Genomic DNA, 15,432 nt, shown 5'->3' on the forward strand with positions numbered 1-15,432 from the left:
CCGCTTTCAATCTGCCAGTTCACTAAACTTTTAAATGTTTCAATATCTAAACTTTCATCCTGCTTGAAAGGTGTAATAACCGGTGCAATCGACCCTTTTAATTTTTCTTTTGCCGCTTGAACTTTTGCCAGTTTTGACATGTCTCATTCTCTCCCTTTTATTAGAATTAATTTTATTTTCTGACTATTTTCGATAAAAAAATTTATTTTTTATGAAATAAATTTTTTCTTTATCTGACTAATTAAAATTCTCTCTCCTGAAATGCGACAATAGTATTCATCTTATGATCCCTAGCTAACGTTTCAATCCCGTTTAAAGATGCTTTTTCCTTTAAAAGCTGAATAATTTGGTAGTGTTCTCTTATTGATTCAAGAGCACGTTTTGGAACAAAGGTAAATATCGATCGACGAACGCGATCCACCCTCTGTTGTATTTGGCGAATTTCTTCTTTTAAAAATTGATTCCCGCATTCCTCATAGATAATGGAGTGAAATTGGTAGTTTAATTTTTGAAATTGCTCCAGCTCGAAATTTTTTAATGCCTCCTCCATTTCCATATTGAGTTGATTCAAATTCTTAATTTGTTCCTGCGTGATATTACGTGAACTTAGAGCAGTAGCGTAACCTTCTAATACAGCTAAAACAGAAAGAGTTTCAACGTATTCAGTTTCATCGATAGCGCTTACTATCGCTCCGCTATATGGCTTATTTTGAACTAAACCATCCGCTTCAAGCCGCCGAATCGCTTCTCTAACAGGAATTGTACTTAGCCCTAGCTCCTTTGCAATTTGATCAATCACAATCCGTTTTCCCGGACCGTATTGTCCATCCAGTATCCGAGTTTTTAAAAATTCATAAGCATGTTGAGTTTTATTAATAATTTGTTTTTGTTTCATGATTATATCATATATAAAATCATATATGATTTCAAATATTTTAAAAAATAAATTGATTCATCGTCTGTAATCTCCCGCCCTTCACCAACTTATTATTGACAATTCAGATTATTTGTTTTTTATAATTGTATTACACTTTAAAAATATCATTAAAAAGCAGATCCAGCATAGTGCAGTATTAATTATTCATTTGACAAAAATGATTATCACTGTCAGAAGAAAATTTTTAACATTAACTAGACCTACCACCAAAACAGACAACTTGTTAGTACAACTTAATCATTGAACAGGGGGATTTTCGTTGAATTTGAATACATTTAAGACAAAGTATGAATTAAACCAGACTTATTTTCACATACATCGGATCGATGAGAATGTTCGGACCCCCGATTGGAAAATAGAGAAAACCGATCGCCCATATACTGTCTTTTGGTATGTCATTTCAGGCACAAAAATAGTTAAAATCAACAATGTACAACATGAAGTTCAAAAAGGAGATCTTGTCGTTTTTCCATCTCAGCTCCCTTTTGAAATATTAGAAATGAACACCCCTGTATCTATGCATCATCTTGAAATAGCAATCGAAAATAAATTAGGTCCCTTCAATTTAATGACACTATACAAATTTCCTGCTGTAACTGAATTAACTGATTCTATAAAGTCTAAGAAATTAATTGATTTATGGATGTGGCTTAAAGACGAATGGACACCGGCAAGAAGAGAGACGCTTTCATCCGAAAACAAAGAATTAAAACTAGCTCTGGAACAAACAATTGATGTACTTCGCTTTAATGCCCTGACCATTGACTGGTTCGTTGAAGTTTTGACTCTGCTTCGTCCTTATGCAGCCGAAGCCTTCCCGACATTTGACCCGCGCCTGCAGCACCTTTTTTACTTTATCAATGATCATCTTGCTGACAAACTAAATTTAAAAGTCTTGGCAAATGAAGTATTTTTAAGCGAAAGTCATTTAAGTCTGCTTTTTAGACAAAACTTGAAAATGTCTCCAATGGGATATGTAAGAAAAGTACGTATGCAAAAAGCCCGTGAATTACTTTTAACCACTGATCTTCCAATGAAAGAAATTGCAGAATTCATTGGATTTGACGATCAAAGTCAATTAAGCAGAGCCTTCCGCCAAACCGTCGGAATTAGCCCTGCACAATATCGTCGTAATGGAGATTTTATTTAAAAACAGCAAAAAAGGAGAGAAGCTTCTCTCCTTTTTTGTTACAGAAACATACTCAAGTTCATGACAGTCAAAACAGACTGGTCTGGATAAATGGTACGTTCAGCAATTTCCCAACCTCCATCCACTTTCCGGACCACGTCTTCCCGTTCACCGAACAGTTCTTCCGTGTTTAATTCTGAAGCTCTGCTCCGCTTAAATAGAAAATAACTTCTGACTTTATATTCATCGGGCCTGCTGCCTTGTTCAATCATCACATTGCTAATAAAATGCCGCTGTCTTGGGGCAGGATCTTCCACCCAAGCTGATTTCGTATACAGTCTTTCTACCTTCATCGTAATGTCTTTTTTTGAGTCTGTAAAATACGTCATTTCATCATTTATATTAGATCCCATCTTATTTTGGACTGTCACTCGTAATGGCATAACATATTTGATATCTTCTGAAAGCAGGCCAAGCCATTCCCGGTATTGACGATGATCTAGTAAATAGGCTTCTTTATAGAGGAATTGCGTAATCTCATTCTGTAATCCTGTATTCAATAATTCAATATTCACCGACTTTCACTCCTGACTCTTTCGTAATAAGTTCTAACCAATATTGATGCATACTTCTCGCAACGTGATCGGTATAACACGTTGGATAAGCAATGCCCGGCCCCGGAAAATGTTCATCCGGCTCTATATGATCCAATCCCATCAAATAATTGGCTACATTGTTATAGCTTAGTTTTCTATCTCTTGCCATTCGTCCCTGACTTGCTTCAACAATACGGGCCAAGTTTTCCGTATCGTCTTGTTCTAAGGTTCCCGCTGCTCCAAATGTTGCAAGAAATCCTTTATATGACTTTTCTTTGTATTCCTCTGGAAGTGCTTTATCAATCATATACCATACCCAAACTTCCACTTTATCTGGACCTATTGGCCGCCATACGCGAAATTGAAGATGATTATGCCTTGTCCCCTCTGACCCGCTGCAAGAGCTTAAAAATGACAAATTCGGGAATACACCGCCAACAAAATTCGTTACTTTCGAGAAAACATCCAGTTGTTCTTTATTCAAATTCTTCTCAAACATCGGCCACATGGACTCAGGCATCCCCTGATACTTATTAGCCGACTTCCCAGTGGCTGAAGTGATTACATTAATCCCATGTCCGTTTGATAAAACGACTTGATGACCATATGATGCATATAAAGGATCGGTTGGTGTCAGCTTCATTTCCACAGCAGATCGATGGGTCGTTTGAACATGATAAGGATCAGCCTCAAAGTTTTCACTTGTCATTTTCCAGTTCGCCTTCACAACCCAGCGCTGCGGCAAACCTCTAACTTCCATCCCTCCATCGCTGCGGCCAAGCATAATATCAAAATACCATTTCATTTCACCTAAGTATTCTTCTAGAGACATAGCATTTGGATCAAAGCTCCCAAAGATCATCCCCTGATAGCTTTCCACACGAGGAACTGGACGAAGCCCCCATTCACTTTTGTCCATCTTTTCTCCGTACACCTTATTGCCTGCGACAATCCCGATCAGTTCACCATCAAGATTGTAACTCCAGCCATGATATGGACAGGTATGTGTTTTCTTATTCCCATAATCCTCTGTACATAGACGGGTTCCTCTATGAGTACAAGAATTCAAGAAAGCTTTAATTTCCCCATTCTTGCTTTTCTGTAAAAGAATTGGATCATCGGCCATCATTCTCGTTATAAAGCTCCCAGGCTCTTTCAATTCCGATTCATGCCCTAAAAACAGCCACGTCCTACCAAATATTTTTTCTTGTTCCAGTTCATATATTTCGGGATCTGTCACTGCCCACTGAGGAAAATGCCCTTCTGCTATATTTTCTTTAATTTGCTGTAACTCTTCTGCTTTCATCCTTTCACTCAACCTCCCAATATGTTTCGTTTGACACTTCTTATTATTTACTTATTGTTCTTAACACCATTTCTAGATCGTAAACAAAATCTACTGGGGATAGCCGCTTGAAGATTATCCCACTTCACTCGCTTTAGACGCATCCATTTCATTTGATCTTGTCTTAGTCATTAAACTTACAACGATAAAAATGACAGCCGAAAGCGGAAGTGCATAAAACAAAGGATCGATATGCGTCAATGGATAAATAGATAATGTGTTCTTGCCGAAGAGCACTTTGGATAGACCAATGGCTGCTGCTTCTTTTTCATGAAGGAATAGAAATCCAATAATACTTACTAGAAAGCCGGCAATCATACTGGCTTGTGCCCCTTGTTTCGTCGAACCCTTCCAATAAAAAGCACCGATCATTGTCGGCAGGAAACCTGCAGCGCAAATCCCAAACCAAAATGCAGTCGCCTGTGCAATAATTCCGCCCGGCAAAATATACGATAAGATCACAGCAGCCACTACCCCAATGATGACTCCAATTCGCGAACCATCTATTCCTAAAACTGATTTAATTCCAAAGTTCTTTAAAATATCCTCACCGAATGCTGATCCTTGAAGATGAATAAGTGAGCTAATTGTAGATATAGCCGCTGATAAAAGAGTTAACGTAAATAAATAAACAAACCATTCCGGCATTAAAGCACTAATAAACATTGGAATAATAACATCAACATTCCCATTAGCGTTGCTTAAAGATATTTCACCGGATGTATTGTAAAAATACAGATTGCTGATTGGACCAATCATGAAAGCGGCACCAGTCATAAAGAAAATAAAAACACCACCGACTAGCACAGAACGGTAAAGGGCATTGTTGTCCTTCACAGTCATAAAGCGCATAGTCAATTGGGGCTGTGCAAGTACACCTATCCCCACTCCCATAATGATCGTACTGACAAGACTCCACCAAATCGGTGAACCCGTTTCTGGCATAGCTGTCCATCCACGATGCCCCTGTTCAACAAGTGCTTCCGGAATCATATTTTTTAAAGAGCTTAGACCGTTATGCCCTTCCATCACACCGCCTACCGCCTGATAACTCATAAACAGGAAAACAGCCATACCTATTAACATCACAACAGCGGCAAAAGCATCCGTATACATAACGGCTTTAATACCTCCGCCTATTACGTAAAACCCTACGATAATAGCAAGAATAAGCAAGCCAGCATTATAATTCAGACCGAGTGTCTCCTGAAGGAATCTTCCTCCTCCTACTAGCACAATACTCGTGTAAGCCGGCATAAAAAGAAAAATAACAGCACCTGAGAATACAGTAATGAACTTAGAGTGATAGCGCTTACCTAATAGATCAGAAAATGTATGAGCTCCTAAATCAGCAGATGATTTTCTAATCCGTGTACCGAAGAGAGCGAAAGCAATAAATACACCAAGAAAAATATTTAAGCATGCAAGCCACATCAATCCAAAACCATACATAGCAGCTACACCGCCAAAACCAATTAATGAAGCTGTACTTGTAAAGGTAGCCCCGTAAGAAAGGGCCATAATGACAGGATGTGTATCACGGCCTCCCACTAAATAATCCGCTTCCGTTCTCGTCTTTTTGTAGCCATAATAGGCAAGTCCTGACATAAGGGAAAGATACAAAATAAGCAGCGGAATTAATACGGCAAAATTCATTCAGATTCCTCCTTTCCTCGATTCCACATAACCAAACCGAATATGACACAGCCTGCCATGGATAAAACTGTAGCGATCCACGCTAACGCAATTGTGACATCTTCCATCCCCAACACCATCACCGTTCCCCCTCATTTGTAAAGTGCTCATTCAAAATACAGGTTGCAAAGAAAACATTTGAAGCACCTCATATTTTTAATAATTCAAAATATACTGTAAACTAACGATATCACGGTAAAATAAGTCAAACAATGACATAGTCTATTAGTTATTTGACGAAAATAATTATTCATTTTTTGAAAGATTAACATCCCTATATTCAATGAGAGTTTTCTCTGATAGCCATGAACAAAAAAATACCCTCTCAACTTTTTGAAAGAGGGTTTCATTCATTTAACGCTTATGGCGGATAGCTTAGCTAATTTTTATTGAACTTGTAGTATTGCTAGTGGAAGTTTCTCATTCCATGGGCAAGCTTGTTCTAGCTGTCCAGCAAGCTTAAATAGTGTTGATTCATCAGCAAAGCAGCCGGCAAATTGCATTCCAATTGGAAGACCCGAACGACTCCAGCCAAGCGGCAGGGAAACAGCGGGCTGACCGGTTGTATTAAATAGACGAGTAAATGGAAAATAGTTAAATATTCTTTTACCAAATGTCTGCATATCACTCCCTGGTGCATTCATATCAAGCTCACCGATCAACGGCGGGAGTTGAGCAGCCGTCGGTGTAAGCAGCACATCATAATTCGTAAAGAACTCTCCTACGGACCTTGAAATTATATTCTGGATTTGAAATGCCTCTAATAGTTCAGTAGCCTTTAGGCTTTGACCAATTTGATAGGCAGACCAAATAGCAGTTTCAAGATTTTCCTCAGAAGGAATGCGATTGAGTTTAGCAGCAGCTTGGTTAATTGAGCTCGTTGTATAAGCCGCTTTAATGCGCAGTGCAGCAAGAGAGTGCCGTTCCTCATCAACGGCTGGGGAAGCTTCAATCATTTCGTGTCCCAAATCTTCACAAAGCTTTACTGTTTGATGGAGAACACGTAGCACTTCCTCATTCACAGGAGCATCGTTTTGCGGATGCGCCGACCATGCAATCCGAAGGCGTCGCGGAGGGCTATGGATTTCTTGGCTATATGGTCTTTTTGCCCGCTCTGCCCATGCATAACAGCCAACATCAGGTCCACTTACATAATCAAGCAATACAGCAGTATCTCGGATGCTTCGGGTAATGGCGAAGCTGGCAGAGCGGCCGTATGCTGGTTCGGCTGCATTTGGCCCAGTTGGCACGCGCCCCCGTGTCGGCTTAAAGCCAATTAGTCCATTATACGAAGCTGGCACACGAATGGAGCCTGCCCCATCATTTGCATGTGCAATCGGAACAATCCCTGCTGCTACAGCAGCGGCAGCGCCTCCACTAGAACCTCCGGCACTACGCTCTATATCCCATGGATTTCGTGTAGGACCATGGAGGACAGACTCAGTAGTAAAATTATACCCAAATTCAGGTGTTGTCGTTGTTCCCACAGTTACTAATCCTGCTTTTTTAAACCTTCTCATTAACTCATCATCATTTGCTGATACTAAGCCATCAAGTAAACGGCTGCCACTGCTTATGGGCACTCCTGCAGCTTGTATGCCTAATTCCTTAATAAGAAAGGGAACACCTGTAAAAGGTCCATTAGGCAATCCCCTCTCTATTTCCTGATCCGATTGCTCAACTAAAGTTTGCACAACAGCATTAATCGCTGGATTTAATCTTTTAACCCCTTCCAAAGCAGCTTCTGTTAATTCTTTCGGAGTTACTTCTTTCTTATTAACCAATTCAGCCAGTCCTGTAGCATCATACCGCGAATATTCAGTGAAATTCATTTTACTCCACTCCTTGCTTACTCATTAATTGGCTTTTTCAACAGACGTTTCTATTACTTTTTTATTCGGTTTTTTAAATAAGAAATACTTTACCCCTATTAAAGCTAAACCAACTCCAAACGTACTGATCATAAGAATAAAATCATCATTAGGCAGCAAAAGTGCTATCGCTAATATAAAAAGAACGATGCGGCTAAATAAGCTGATAGGACTTTTGAAAAAGCCGACTATACTAATAGAAAGAATCGATATAGCAATAACAGCTTTCACGATCGAAAATGTAATCAGAGACACACTGTAGTCGACCTGATATGTTAGCAGCATTGCCGGCGAGAAGACAAACAGAAATGGAACGATATAAGCTACAATTCCTAGTTTTGAAGACTCAACCCCAATTTTTTGTGCGCTGGCCCCTGCTATTGGTGCAGCCGCAAAACAGGCCAAAGCTATTGGCGGTGTAAAGCTTGAGACCATCGCAAAGTAAAAAACAAATAAATGTGCTGCCATTGGCTGTACCCCTAAATCAACAATAGTCGGTGCTACTAGGACAGCAACGAGAGCATAAGCAGCTAACCCCGGCATTCCCATTCCAAGAATAATCGATACGATTGCACTAGCTGCGAGAAGTACAAATAAGCCACTATTTCCTAAACTTGATAACGCAAGTACAAGATTATAGCCAAGCCCAGTTACACCTACTACTCCCATAATTAAACCGGCAACTCCTAAAATAACACCGATTTCAAGCAGTACCCTTCCTGTATCAATAAACGTGTTGTACATTCTTTTTAGAAAGCCGACTCTTACTTCTTTTTGAAACGATAAAATAACAATGGCTATTCCAACCCCATATATAGCAGCTGTATCTGGTGCAAATCCTTTTACAAATAATAAATAGATAAAAATTACGAAAATTGGAATGATATAAATAATTTTACTCAAAACGCTTTTTACTGTAGGCAGCTCATCCTTTGGAATGCCTGCTAAATTTCTTTTATCAGCAATTAAATGAACTTGAAGGAAAAATGACAAATAATATAATAGAGCAGGAATAAGCGCAGCCAAAGCAACTTCCTTATACGGAACTCCTAAATTTTCCGCAATGAGAAACGCTGTAATTCCCATTAACGGAGGCATAAAAGATCCTCCTGTAGAAGCAACTGATTCAATGGCCCCCGCCTGCACCCTCGTAAACCCGCTTCGAATCATTAGTGGAATAGTCATCGTACCCGTTAGCATAACATTTGCTACCGGTCCCCCTGTTACAGAACCAACCATCCCTGAACCGACAATAGATGCTTTTGCAGCTCCACCTTTATAGCGTCCAAATATAGATAAAGCGGTATTATTAAAAATTTCTCCTCCTTTAAAATTTAAAAGAACTTGACCAAACATAATAAAGGCCAGAGCTACTGTCGCAGCGATATCGAGCATGCTAAGCAGACTGCTCGAGTCTAAATACATATAGTTAAACAAATTACTCAGTGAGACACTTCTTCCTTCAAACGCCCCTGGAAAATATGGAGCAGTGAGAGCGTAACTAATGAAGAAAAGAACAATTCCGACAAGAATCCATCCCGTCATCCTTCTCAAAGCTTCTATTAGAACCCCAATGGCTAACACACTCATAATTAGGCGATCCGTCGTTACAAGCCCCATTTGCAGTGAGATGGATGGATAAAATATAGTAACATACAAACCAACAGCCAGCCCAACTGCTGCCAAGCCCCAGTCATACCAAGGTACTTTCGTCTGATTTTTATTTTTTCCAGCCGGGACACCAATGAAAATAGCCACTAGTACAAGAGCTAAGTAAACCCCTACATATTGCTGTTTAAATAATGGAATGTTAAAGTATTGATGGATGGAAAGAATATACATAATGCCAAGCAGCGGCATTAAAAAAAGGATTCCTTTCCATATAGAGTTCAATGAACCATTGAGCTGTCTGTACCTTTGTGTTTCATCAGAAACAATTTGTTCTTTTTCCATTCACTCCACTCCTCCTGAGAAATCATTTTAAGGCGCCGACATATATACTATTCATGCAGCGCCTCATTCATTGGATTTCCTCAAATATAAAATTTCAATAAAAGATCATTGTTTTGCTTTCTCTAGTAACTCTTTTTGTTTCTGTTCAAGCTCATCTGTCCATACACCCTCTTCTTTCAAAAAGCGAACCACACCTGGGTGATAAGGTACAAGGGGATCTTTATCAAGCATCGTTTTTGGTGTCCAAGTCTCTAGCCAACCAAATATCGGGTGTAACTCCTTGTGATTCTTCCAAAGTGTTTTTACAATTTCATATGCTTGATCATCTGACAAATCAGCGGAGGCTACTAAAGCAATCGGATATTTTACTAGTACTGTGTCTTCTTTTACAAAACCGCCTTTATACACAGTTAATTCAATACCGGGAACTAACGACTGCATCTCCTTAATTGTTTCTCCTGATACTTTATCTATTTCATCAGCGCTCATTCCGCCAAAATTAAATGCTCTTAATCCGACTGCGTTATCTGCCTCTAAGAACGAAGCCACTGTCGGGGTTCCTGTGAAAGCCGCATCTACCCGATTTTCCCGGAGCGCGCTTAATCCTTGTCCAACATCTGCTACTGGCACAACTTTTACATCGTCTAAAGATAAACCGACAGATTTCAATTGTGCTTCGAAAATTAACGGAATAATCGAATCACCAGAATAACCGCTCGCAATTCTTTTTCCTTTTAAATCCTTTAAATTTTTGATTCCGGAATCCTCTCTTACCGTCAATCCGCTGGCAACTATATCGTTTCCTTTTACAAGAAGCCGTACATTTTTGTTCTTCTCTTTATAATCATGCTCACCATTAAATGCCCATTGGGTTCCAGGTTTAGCCGTGATCCCTGTTTCGATTTCACCTTTATTTAATAAAGACATCCAAGCGGATGAACCAGCAAAAGGGCTGACAATCATTTTAACAGACGAATTCTCACTAACTACCTTGGCAATACCAGCTCCCGCACTATGATAAGCTATTCCCACTGGATGCGTCCCAATACTTACAACTCCTCCCTCACTTCCTCCTGCTTTCTCCTTACCTGACGCCTTTTCTTCGTTTCCACATCCACTTAGCAGCGCTAGAGATAGGCCTAATGATGCCATTCCAACTAACATTTTCTTCACTTTATTGTTAAACAATGTAGCCATCGTTCAATCCCCCTTTTATTCATCTATTTTAATAAGTTGTAAATCTTCCCCGGCAATCACTGGCCCCGAAAATACCTCTAGTGCTTCCCGACATGCTTCTTCAGGGTCAGCCCCGGGAAGGAAATGCGTCAGAACGAGCTTTTTCACACCGGCTTGTTCAGCAGTTTCCCCGCACTGAGCCGGAGTGCAATGCTCTTTTTGCAAATTGACAAATACTTTTTCAAATTCCTTGTTTTCACCTTTTGTATAAACAGATGTTGTCGTTAATGCCGCATCCTGCACAAGAATATCTGCTCCACGGGCGAATTCTATCAATCTATCTGTCGGTGCAGTATCACCAGAAATAACGACCGCTTTTCCATCTCCTTCAAATCGATAACCAAACGTTGGTACGTTATGCACCATCCGTTCCGCTGTTACTTTTACCGGCAGATCACTTTCGACCTCACCTGGTTCTGTAATTTCAATAATATTGACATCCATTAATCCTTTTGGAGAGCGGCCGAGTGATAAGCGATAGCGAATATCTTCTTCATACATCTCCAAAGTTCTTTCATGATACTTTTTCGTACCAGCCGGTCCCACGACAGTAAGTTCGCGCCGCCCATTTCCCTGGCCTCCAATTAAAAATTGGGCATAACCAAATAAATGATCGGAGTGCAAGTGAGTCAGCCATAAGTGATTGATTCTTTCCGGTAAAATTCCTGCTTTTAATAACTGGCCCGTGGTTCCTTCCCCGCAGTCAATAAGCACCGGTATATCATCTATAAACAGCACCTGTGCCGGGCCTGATCGTTCAAGATCTGGCCTTGGGCTTCCTGTACCGAGCATTTGTAATAAAAACTCCATCCATTCTTCACCTCATTTGTATACGATTTTATTATTTTCCCAATTAAAAATATTCTGACTATTTTTATGTTTATTTTACGCATTCATTTTAAGATGCTGGGTGACTTGTTGAGATTGTTTATCTGGATTTGTAAAGATTAAGAAAATCACGCTGAAAATTAAGACGATTGAAGCCGCCAATATAACTGAATAATTGAAGCCTAACTGAGTGTTATCGCCTGCTAATTGAACAACAAATCCTGTAACAACAGGAGCGATAATTCCCGCTAAATTTGCTAACCCTACTAACATCCCTGATGCTAAACCTTTTCTCTCTGGAAGTAATTGATTGGCAATTTGTGGAGCAATGGAGAACACCGTGTTAACCAGCATTAACCCTAATCCTAAAACAATCACGGCCCCTGCCGTTGATTTTACGAACGTAGTTGAGAAAAAAGCAATAGAGCCTAGGATTAAAGCAATTCCAATTACGAATACACGGGATTTTCGATGGCTTTTCGTTTTCTTCAGCACATAGTCTGATAGTGCAGCAACAGCTACAGAACCGACAGAAGTGAAGACACCAATTCCTGCAACGATATACCCCATTTGCATTGGTGATAACTGAATGATTTTAGTTAAATAAGTCGGCATCCAAACGAATACCCATGACAACACCCAAAAAGCAGAGAAGAAAGCTAAAGTAGTAAGAATAAAGTTAGCAGAAAGCAATACTTTAGAAATTTCTGCCCATGTAACCTTTGGCATTTTTTCTTTAGGTTCATCGCTAATTACTTGATTTTTAGGTCTTTCACGTCCAAAGATCATCCACAAAATACACCATGTAAGGCTAAGTGCTCCTAAAAATCCAAAACCGATACGCCAACTATAGCTATGGATAATAAGAACAAGAAGCGGAGCCATCAATTTAGCACCCATGCTTCCACAGGTCACGAGTGAAGTAGCAAATGCCCGCCGTTCGGGAGGAAACCATTTACTAATATGGTTCACTGCTGTAGCTAAAAAAGGCCCTTCAAAAGCACCAAGAAAAATTCGAGAAAAAACAAGCAGCGGCAAACTATAAATAACGAATGCTCCTAATTGGGATACCGTCCAAGCGATCGCCATAATGGTCAACATTTTCTTTGTTCCTATTTTATCTGACAAAGCAGCACCAATGATTCCGGCAATGGAGAATAACCAATAAAAACTGCTTCCAACCATTCCGAACTGAGCATATGTAAGATTTAAGTCTTCCATAATAGGAACTGCTGCATATCCCAAAATTGCCTTATCCGAATAATTAATGATGTACATAAAAAATAAAAATACAACGATAACCCAACGCACTAAACCACTCCCGTTAATTCAATATCTTCTCTAGGTCACCTGCAATTCCGAATAATCAGATTATTACGGATATAGAATGGACTTCAAGAGTGAAAAGAGTATATATTTTCATATACTTTCGTAAGCACACTCAATTTTATTAAACAGAAATTGTATTTTTCACCTGAATGACTTGAAGGTCTTTTCCGACAATAACCTCTCCATTAAACACTGCAGCAGCTTGCTGCTTCGTTTCCTCCTCAATAATGTTTGGCAAAAAGTGCGTCAAAACAAGTGTTTTTACGCCAGCTTGTTTCCCAATTTCCCCTGCCTGTTCCGGTGTACAATGCTCTTTCTGTAAGTTATCCCAAATTTTTTGCAGTTCAGGGCTTTTCGTGTTTCGGTATACGCCGGTCGGTGCCAGTGCGGAATCAATAACGAGAAGATCAGCATCTTTTGACAGTTCCACAATTGCCGGTGTCGGGGCAGTATCTCCAGAAATAACCACCGTTTTATCCTCTATTTCAAAACGATAACCATATGTTAAGACGTTATGCACCATTTCAGCAGTAGTAATTTTCCACGGAAGTCCACAATCGATTTCACCAGGTCCGTCAATTTCAATAATATTAACGTCCAGTACACCATTTCCCGGCCTTCCAAGCGATGTCCGGTAATCGATGTCTTCATGGAACAAATGAATAATCGTTTCATGAAAATGTTTCATTCCCTTTGGACCGACAACCGTTAATTTACGGCGTCCAAGCCCCCAGCCGCCAAGCAGAAATTGACCATAGCCAAACACATGATCTGAATGAAGATGAGTCATAAATAAATAATGAATACTTTCCGGAGGAATACCCGCTTTCATTAACTGTGCCGTCGTTCCTTCCCCACAGTCAATTAAAATATGCCTATCATCAATCGTTAAAACCTGGGATGGACCAGACCGTTCTAAATCCGGACGCGGACTTCCTGTACCAAGCATGGTTACTTCTACATTTGTCATGTTCTTGCTCCTTCCTTTCCACATTCCAGCGCTCAAGCTGCGTATTCACTCCATTTTCGTAAGCGCTTTCTCGATTACTGCCATTGTAATTCTTTTAACCGTTTTAGTCAAAAGTTTTTTGAATCTTTTTTTATATTTAATAATTTTTGTCTTTTCATAATAAAAAATGTATAATTTCTTTTAAGTTCAAATACTTACATGAATATTTTCTGTTTTATTCACCTTTATTTAGGTGTTACCCATATGACCAATTTGAATAAAAGAACTAGAATCAGAAAAAGTGTATGAAAAACCGGAGGAAAAAAGATGTTAAAACAATTTACCGGGGCCCTATCTCAAAAAGAAAAGAGCTTAAAAGAATTGTACAGCCTTATTGTAGAACAAGGTCCCGTGTCAAAAAGTGATCTCATTAAATGCACAGGGATGAGACAGACGACTTGCTCTCGTCTCATTGATGAATTACTTGAAATGGGACTCATTGTTGAAAGTGGATATGGTGAATCCAGCGGGGGACGCAAACCAGTGGTATATGAAATAAAAGAAGATGCTAATTATGTGATTGGTATTGATATTTCAAGAACGTATACGAAAGTATTATTGATGAATCTTAGGTTTGTTGTCATAGATGAAGCTAAATTAGTAATGAATGAAACAACTACTCCTACTTTTACGATTGACTTTATCTCTTCCAGCGTTCATAGGATGGCGGAAAAGTTTCACCTTACACAAGATAATATTCTAGGCGCTGGAATTGGAACGATCGGGCCGCTAGACCGTGAAAACGGGATCATCGTCAATCCTATCAATTTTCTTTCAGATGGGTGGATGAATTTACAAATAACTCATTTGTTAGCTCAAAAACTACAGCTTAATACATTACTCGATTATGGAACGAATACCGCTCTGCTTGCGGAATATCAGCAGGAGCCTTTTAAAAAATATAAAAATATTGTTCATGTCTTAAAAGGGGCCGGCACACGTACAGGTATGATCATGGATGGGAGGCTTGTACGCGGAACGGACAAACTAGGAATGCTCGGGCAAGGTCATATGGTTGTTGACCTGCATGGGAGAAAATGCATTTGCGGCAGCAATGGATGCGTACATGCTTACTCGTCTATTTCAGCGATGAAACGGGACATCTTGAACGGCATTGAGCAAGGCGCTCCATCGATCATCCGTGATTTGAAGAAAGATCCTAATGAAATTGATTTCAACGATATTTGTCAGGCACTCAATGAAAGAGATTCCCTTGTCACTCGTGTGATCAAAGATGCGGCCTATTATACTGGCGTTGGCCTTGCTAATTTAGCTCATGTCCTCTTTCCTGACGTCATTATCTTGAGTGGTCCCACCTACACAAATATGGATTTGTTTTACGATGTCGTAACTGAAACAGCAGCTGGACGCTGCCAAAACATGTACCCTGATCAAGAAATTATTTTCACCCGCGGACAGCTAGGCGAAAATGCCAGTGCGATTGGTGCAGGGCGAATGGTGCTTGATCATTACTTAACGGACCATACATTAATTTAAAAAAGAA

The 15,432-nt window shown here is 39.7% G+C and carries 13 protein-coding genes; 2 read left to right on the forward strand and 11 right to left on the reverse strand.

Annotated features, from left to right (window positions below; genetic code table 11):
- Positions 1–241 precede the first annotated feature (241 nt).
- A complete protein-coding gene (locus QYG89_RS12130) occupies positions 242–895 on the reverse strand; it encodes a GntR family transcriptional regulator (RefSeq protein WP_404317675.1) in 654 nt (217 codons plus the stop codon).
- A gap of 301 nt (positions 896–1,196) precedes the next feature.
- Between QYG89_RS12130 and QYG89_RS12135 the strand changes: the two genes are divergently transcribed.
- Positions 1,197–2,087, forward strand: coding sequence for a helix-turn-helix domain-containing protein (locus QYG89_RS12135; protein WP_404317676.1), 891 nt, complete (start codon positions 1,197–1,199; stop codon positions 2,085–2,087).
- Between the two features lie 38 nt (positions 2,088–2,125).
- Here QYG89_RS12135 and QYG89_RS12140 read toward each other — a convergent pair whose 3' ends face one another.
- The 10 genes from QYG89_RS12140 to QYG89_RS12185 form a co-directional block, all read right to left on the reverse strand.
- Positions 2,126–2,641, reverse strand: coding sequence for a 3-phenylpropionate/cinnamic acid dioxygenase subunit beta (locus QYG89_RS12140; protein ID WP_404317678.1), 516 nt, complete (start codon positions 2,639–2,641; stop codon positions 2,126–2,128).
- On the reverse strand, positions 2,631–3,968 hold the full coding sequence (locus QYG89_RS12145; protein ID WP_404317680.1) for an aromatic ring-hydroxylating oxygenase subunit alpha: 1,338 nt from the start codon (positions 3,966–3,968) through the stop codon (positions 2,631–2,633). Before QYG89_RS12145 ends, QYG89_RS12140 begins: the two co-directional genes overlap by 11 nt.
- A 114-nt stretch (positions 3,969–4,082) precedes the next feature.
- Entirely contained in the window at positions 4,083–5,663 is a 1,581-nt protein-coding gene (locus QYG89_RS12150; protein WP_404317682.1) for a sodium:solute symporter family protein, read from the reverse strand.
- Positions 5,660–5,782 (reverse strand): symporter small accessory protein, encoded by a 123-nt coding sequence (locus QYG89_RS12155; RefSeq protein WP_404317684.1) that lies wholly within the window; start codon positions 5,780–5,782, stop codon positions 5,660–5,662. The genes QYG89_RS12150 and QYG89_RS12155 overlap by 4 nt, the downstream gene beginning before the upstream one ends.
- A 306-nt stretch (positions 5,783–6,088) precedes the next feature.
- Positions 6,089–7,534: an amidase gene (locus QYG89_RS12160; RefSeq protein WP_404317686.1), complete on the reverse strand. Its 1,446-nt coding sequence runs from the start codon at positions 7,532–7,534 to the stop codon at positions 6,089–6,091.
- Between the two features lie 24 nt (positions 7,535–7,558).
- Positions 7,559–9,526, reverse strand: a complete 1,968-nt coding sequence (locus QYG89_RS12165; RefSeq protein ID WP_404317687.1) for a TRAP transporter permease — start codon at positions 9,524–9,526, stop codon at positions 7,559–7,561.
- 105 nt (positions 9,527–9,631) lie between these two features.
- Positions 9,632–10,723 (reverse strand): TAXI family TRAP transporter solute-binding subunit, encoded by a 1,092-nt coding sequence (locus QYG89_RS12170; RefSeq protein ID WP_404317689.1) that lies wholly within the window; start codon positions 10,721–10,723, stop codon positions 9,632–9,634.
- Between the two features lie 15 nt (positions 10,724–10,738).
- A complete protein-coding gene (locus QYG89_RS12175; RefSeq protein WP_404317690.1) occupies positions 10,739–11,572 on the reverse strand; it encodes an MBL fold metallo-hydrolase in 834 nt (277 codons plus the stop codon).
- Positions 11,573–11,647: 75 nt separating this feature from the next.
- Positions 11,648–12,901: an MFS transporter gene (locus tag QYG89_RS12180; RefSeq protein ID WP_404317692.1), complete on the reverse strand. Its 1,254-nt coding sequence runs from the start codon at positions 12,899–12,901 to the stop codon at positions 11,648–11,650.
- 139 nt (positions 12,902–13,040) lie between these two features.
- Positions 13,041–13,889: an MBL fold metallo-hydrolase gene (locus tag QYG89_RS12185; RefSeq protein ID WP_404317693.1), complete on the reverse strand. Its 849-nt coding sequence runs from the start codon at positions 13,887–13,889 to the stop codon at positions 13,041–13,043.
- Between the two features lie 306 nt (positions 13,890–14,195).
- Between QYG89_RS12185 and QYG89_RS12190 the strand changes: the two genes are divergently transcribed.
- Positions 14,196–15,425, forward strand: coding sequence for an ROK family protein (locus QYG89_RS12190; RefSeq protein WP_404317695.1), 1,230 nt, complete (start codon positions 14,196–14,198; stop codon positions 15,423–15,425).
- Positions 15,426–15,432 lie beyond the last annotated feature (7 nt).

It is taken from the genome of Bacillus lumedeiriae, from assembly GCF_044891285.1.
Classification (GTDB): Bacteria; Bacillota; Bacilli; order Bacillales; family Domibacillaceae; genus Pseudobacillus; species Pseudobacillus lumedeiriae.

Coding starts and splice junctions, on each gene's coding strand:
- QYG89_RS12145 (WP_404317680.1), bottom strand. CDS start 3,968: ATGAAAGCAGAAGAGTTACAGCAAATTAAAGAAAATATAGCAGAAGGG.
- QYG89_RS12185 (WP_404317693.1), bottom strand. CDS start 13,889: ATGACAAATGTAGAAGTAACCATGCTTGGTACAGGAAGTCCGCGTCCG.
- QYG89_RS12170 (WP_404317689.1), bottom strand. CDS start 10,723: ATGGCTACATTGTTTAACAATAAAGTGAAGAAAATGTTAGTTGGAATG.
- QYG89_RS12175 (WP_404317690.1), bottom strand. CDS start 11,572: ATGGAGTTTTTATTACAAATGCTCGGTACAGGAAGCCCAAGGCCAGAT.
- QYG89_RS12130 (WP_404317675.1), bottom strand. CDS start 895: ATGAAACAAAAACAAATTATTAATAAAACTCAACATGCTTATGAATTT.
- QYG89_RS12155 (WP_404317684.1), bottom strand. CDS start 5,782: ATGGTGTTGGGGATGGAAGATGTCACAATTGCGTTAGCGTGGATCGCT.
- QYG89_RS12150 (WP_404317682.1), bottom strand. CDS start 5,663: ATGAATTTTGCCGTATTAATTCCGCTGCTTATTTTGTATCTTTCCCTT.
- QYG89_RS12165 (WP_404317687.1), bottom strand. CDS start 9,526: ATGGAAAAAGAACAAATTGTTTCTGATGAAACACAAAGGTACAGACAG.
- QYG89_RS12160 (WP_404317686.1), bottom strand. CDS start 7,534: ATGAATTTCACTGAATATTCGCGGTATGATGCTACAGGACTGGCTGAA.
- QYG89_RS12190 (WP_404317695.1), top strand. CDS start 14,196: ATGTTAAAACAATTTACCGGGGCCCTATCTCAAAAAGAAAAGAGCTTA.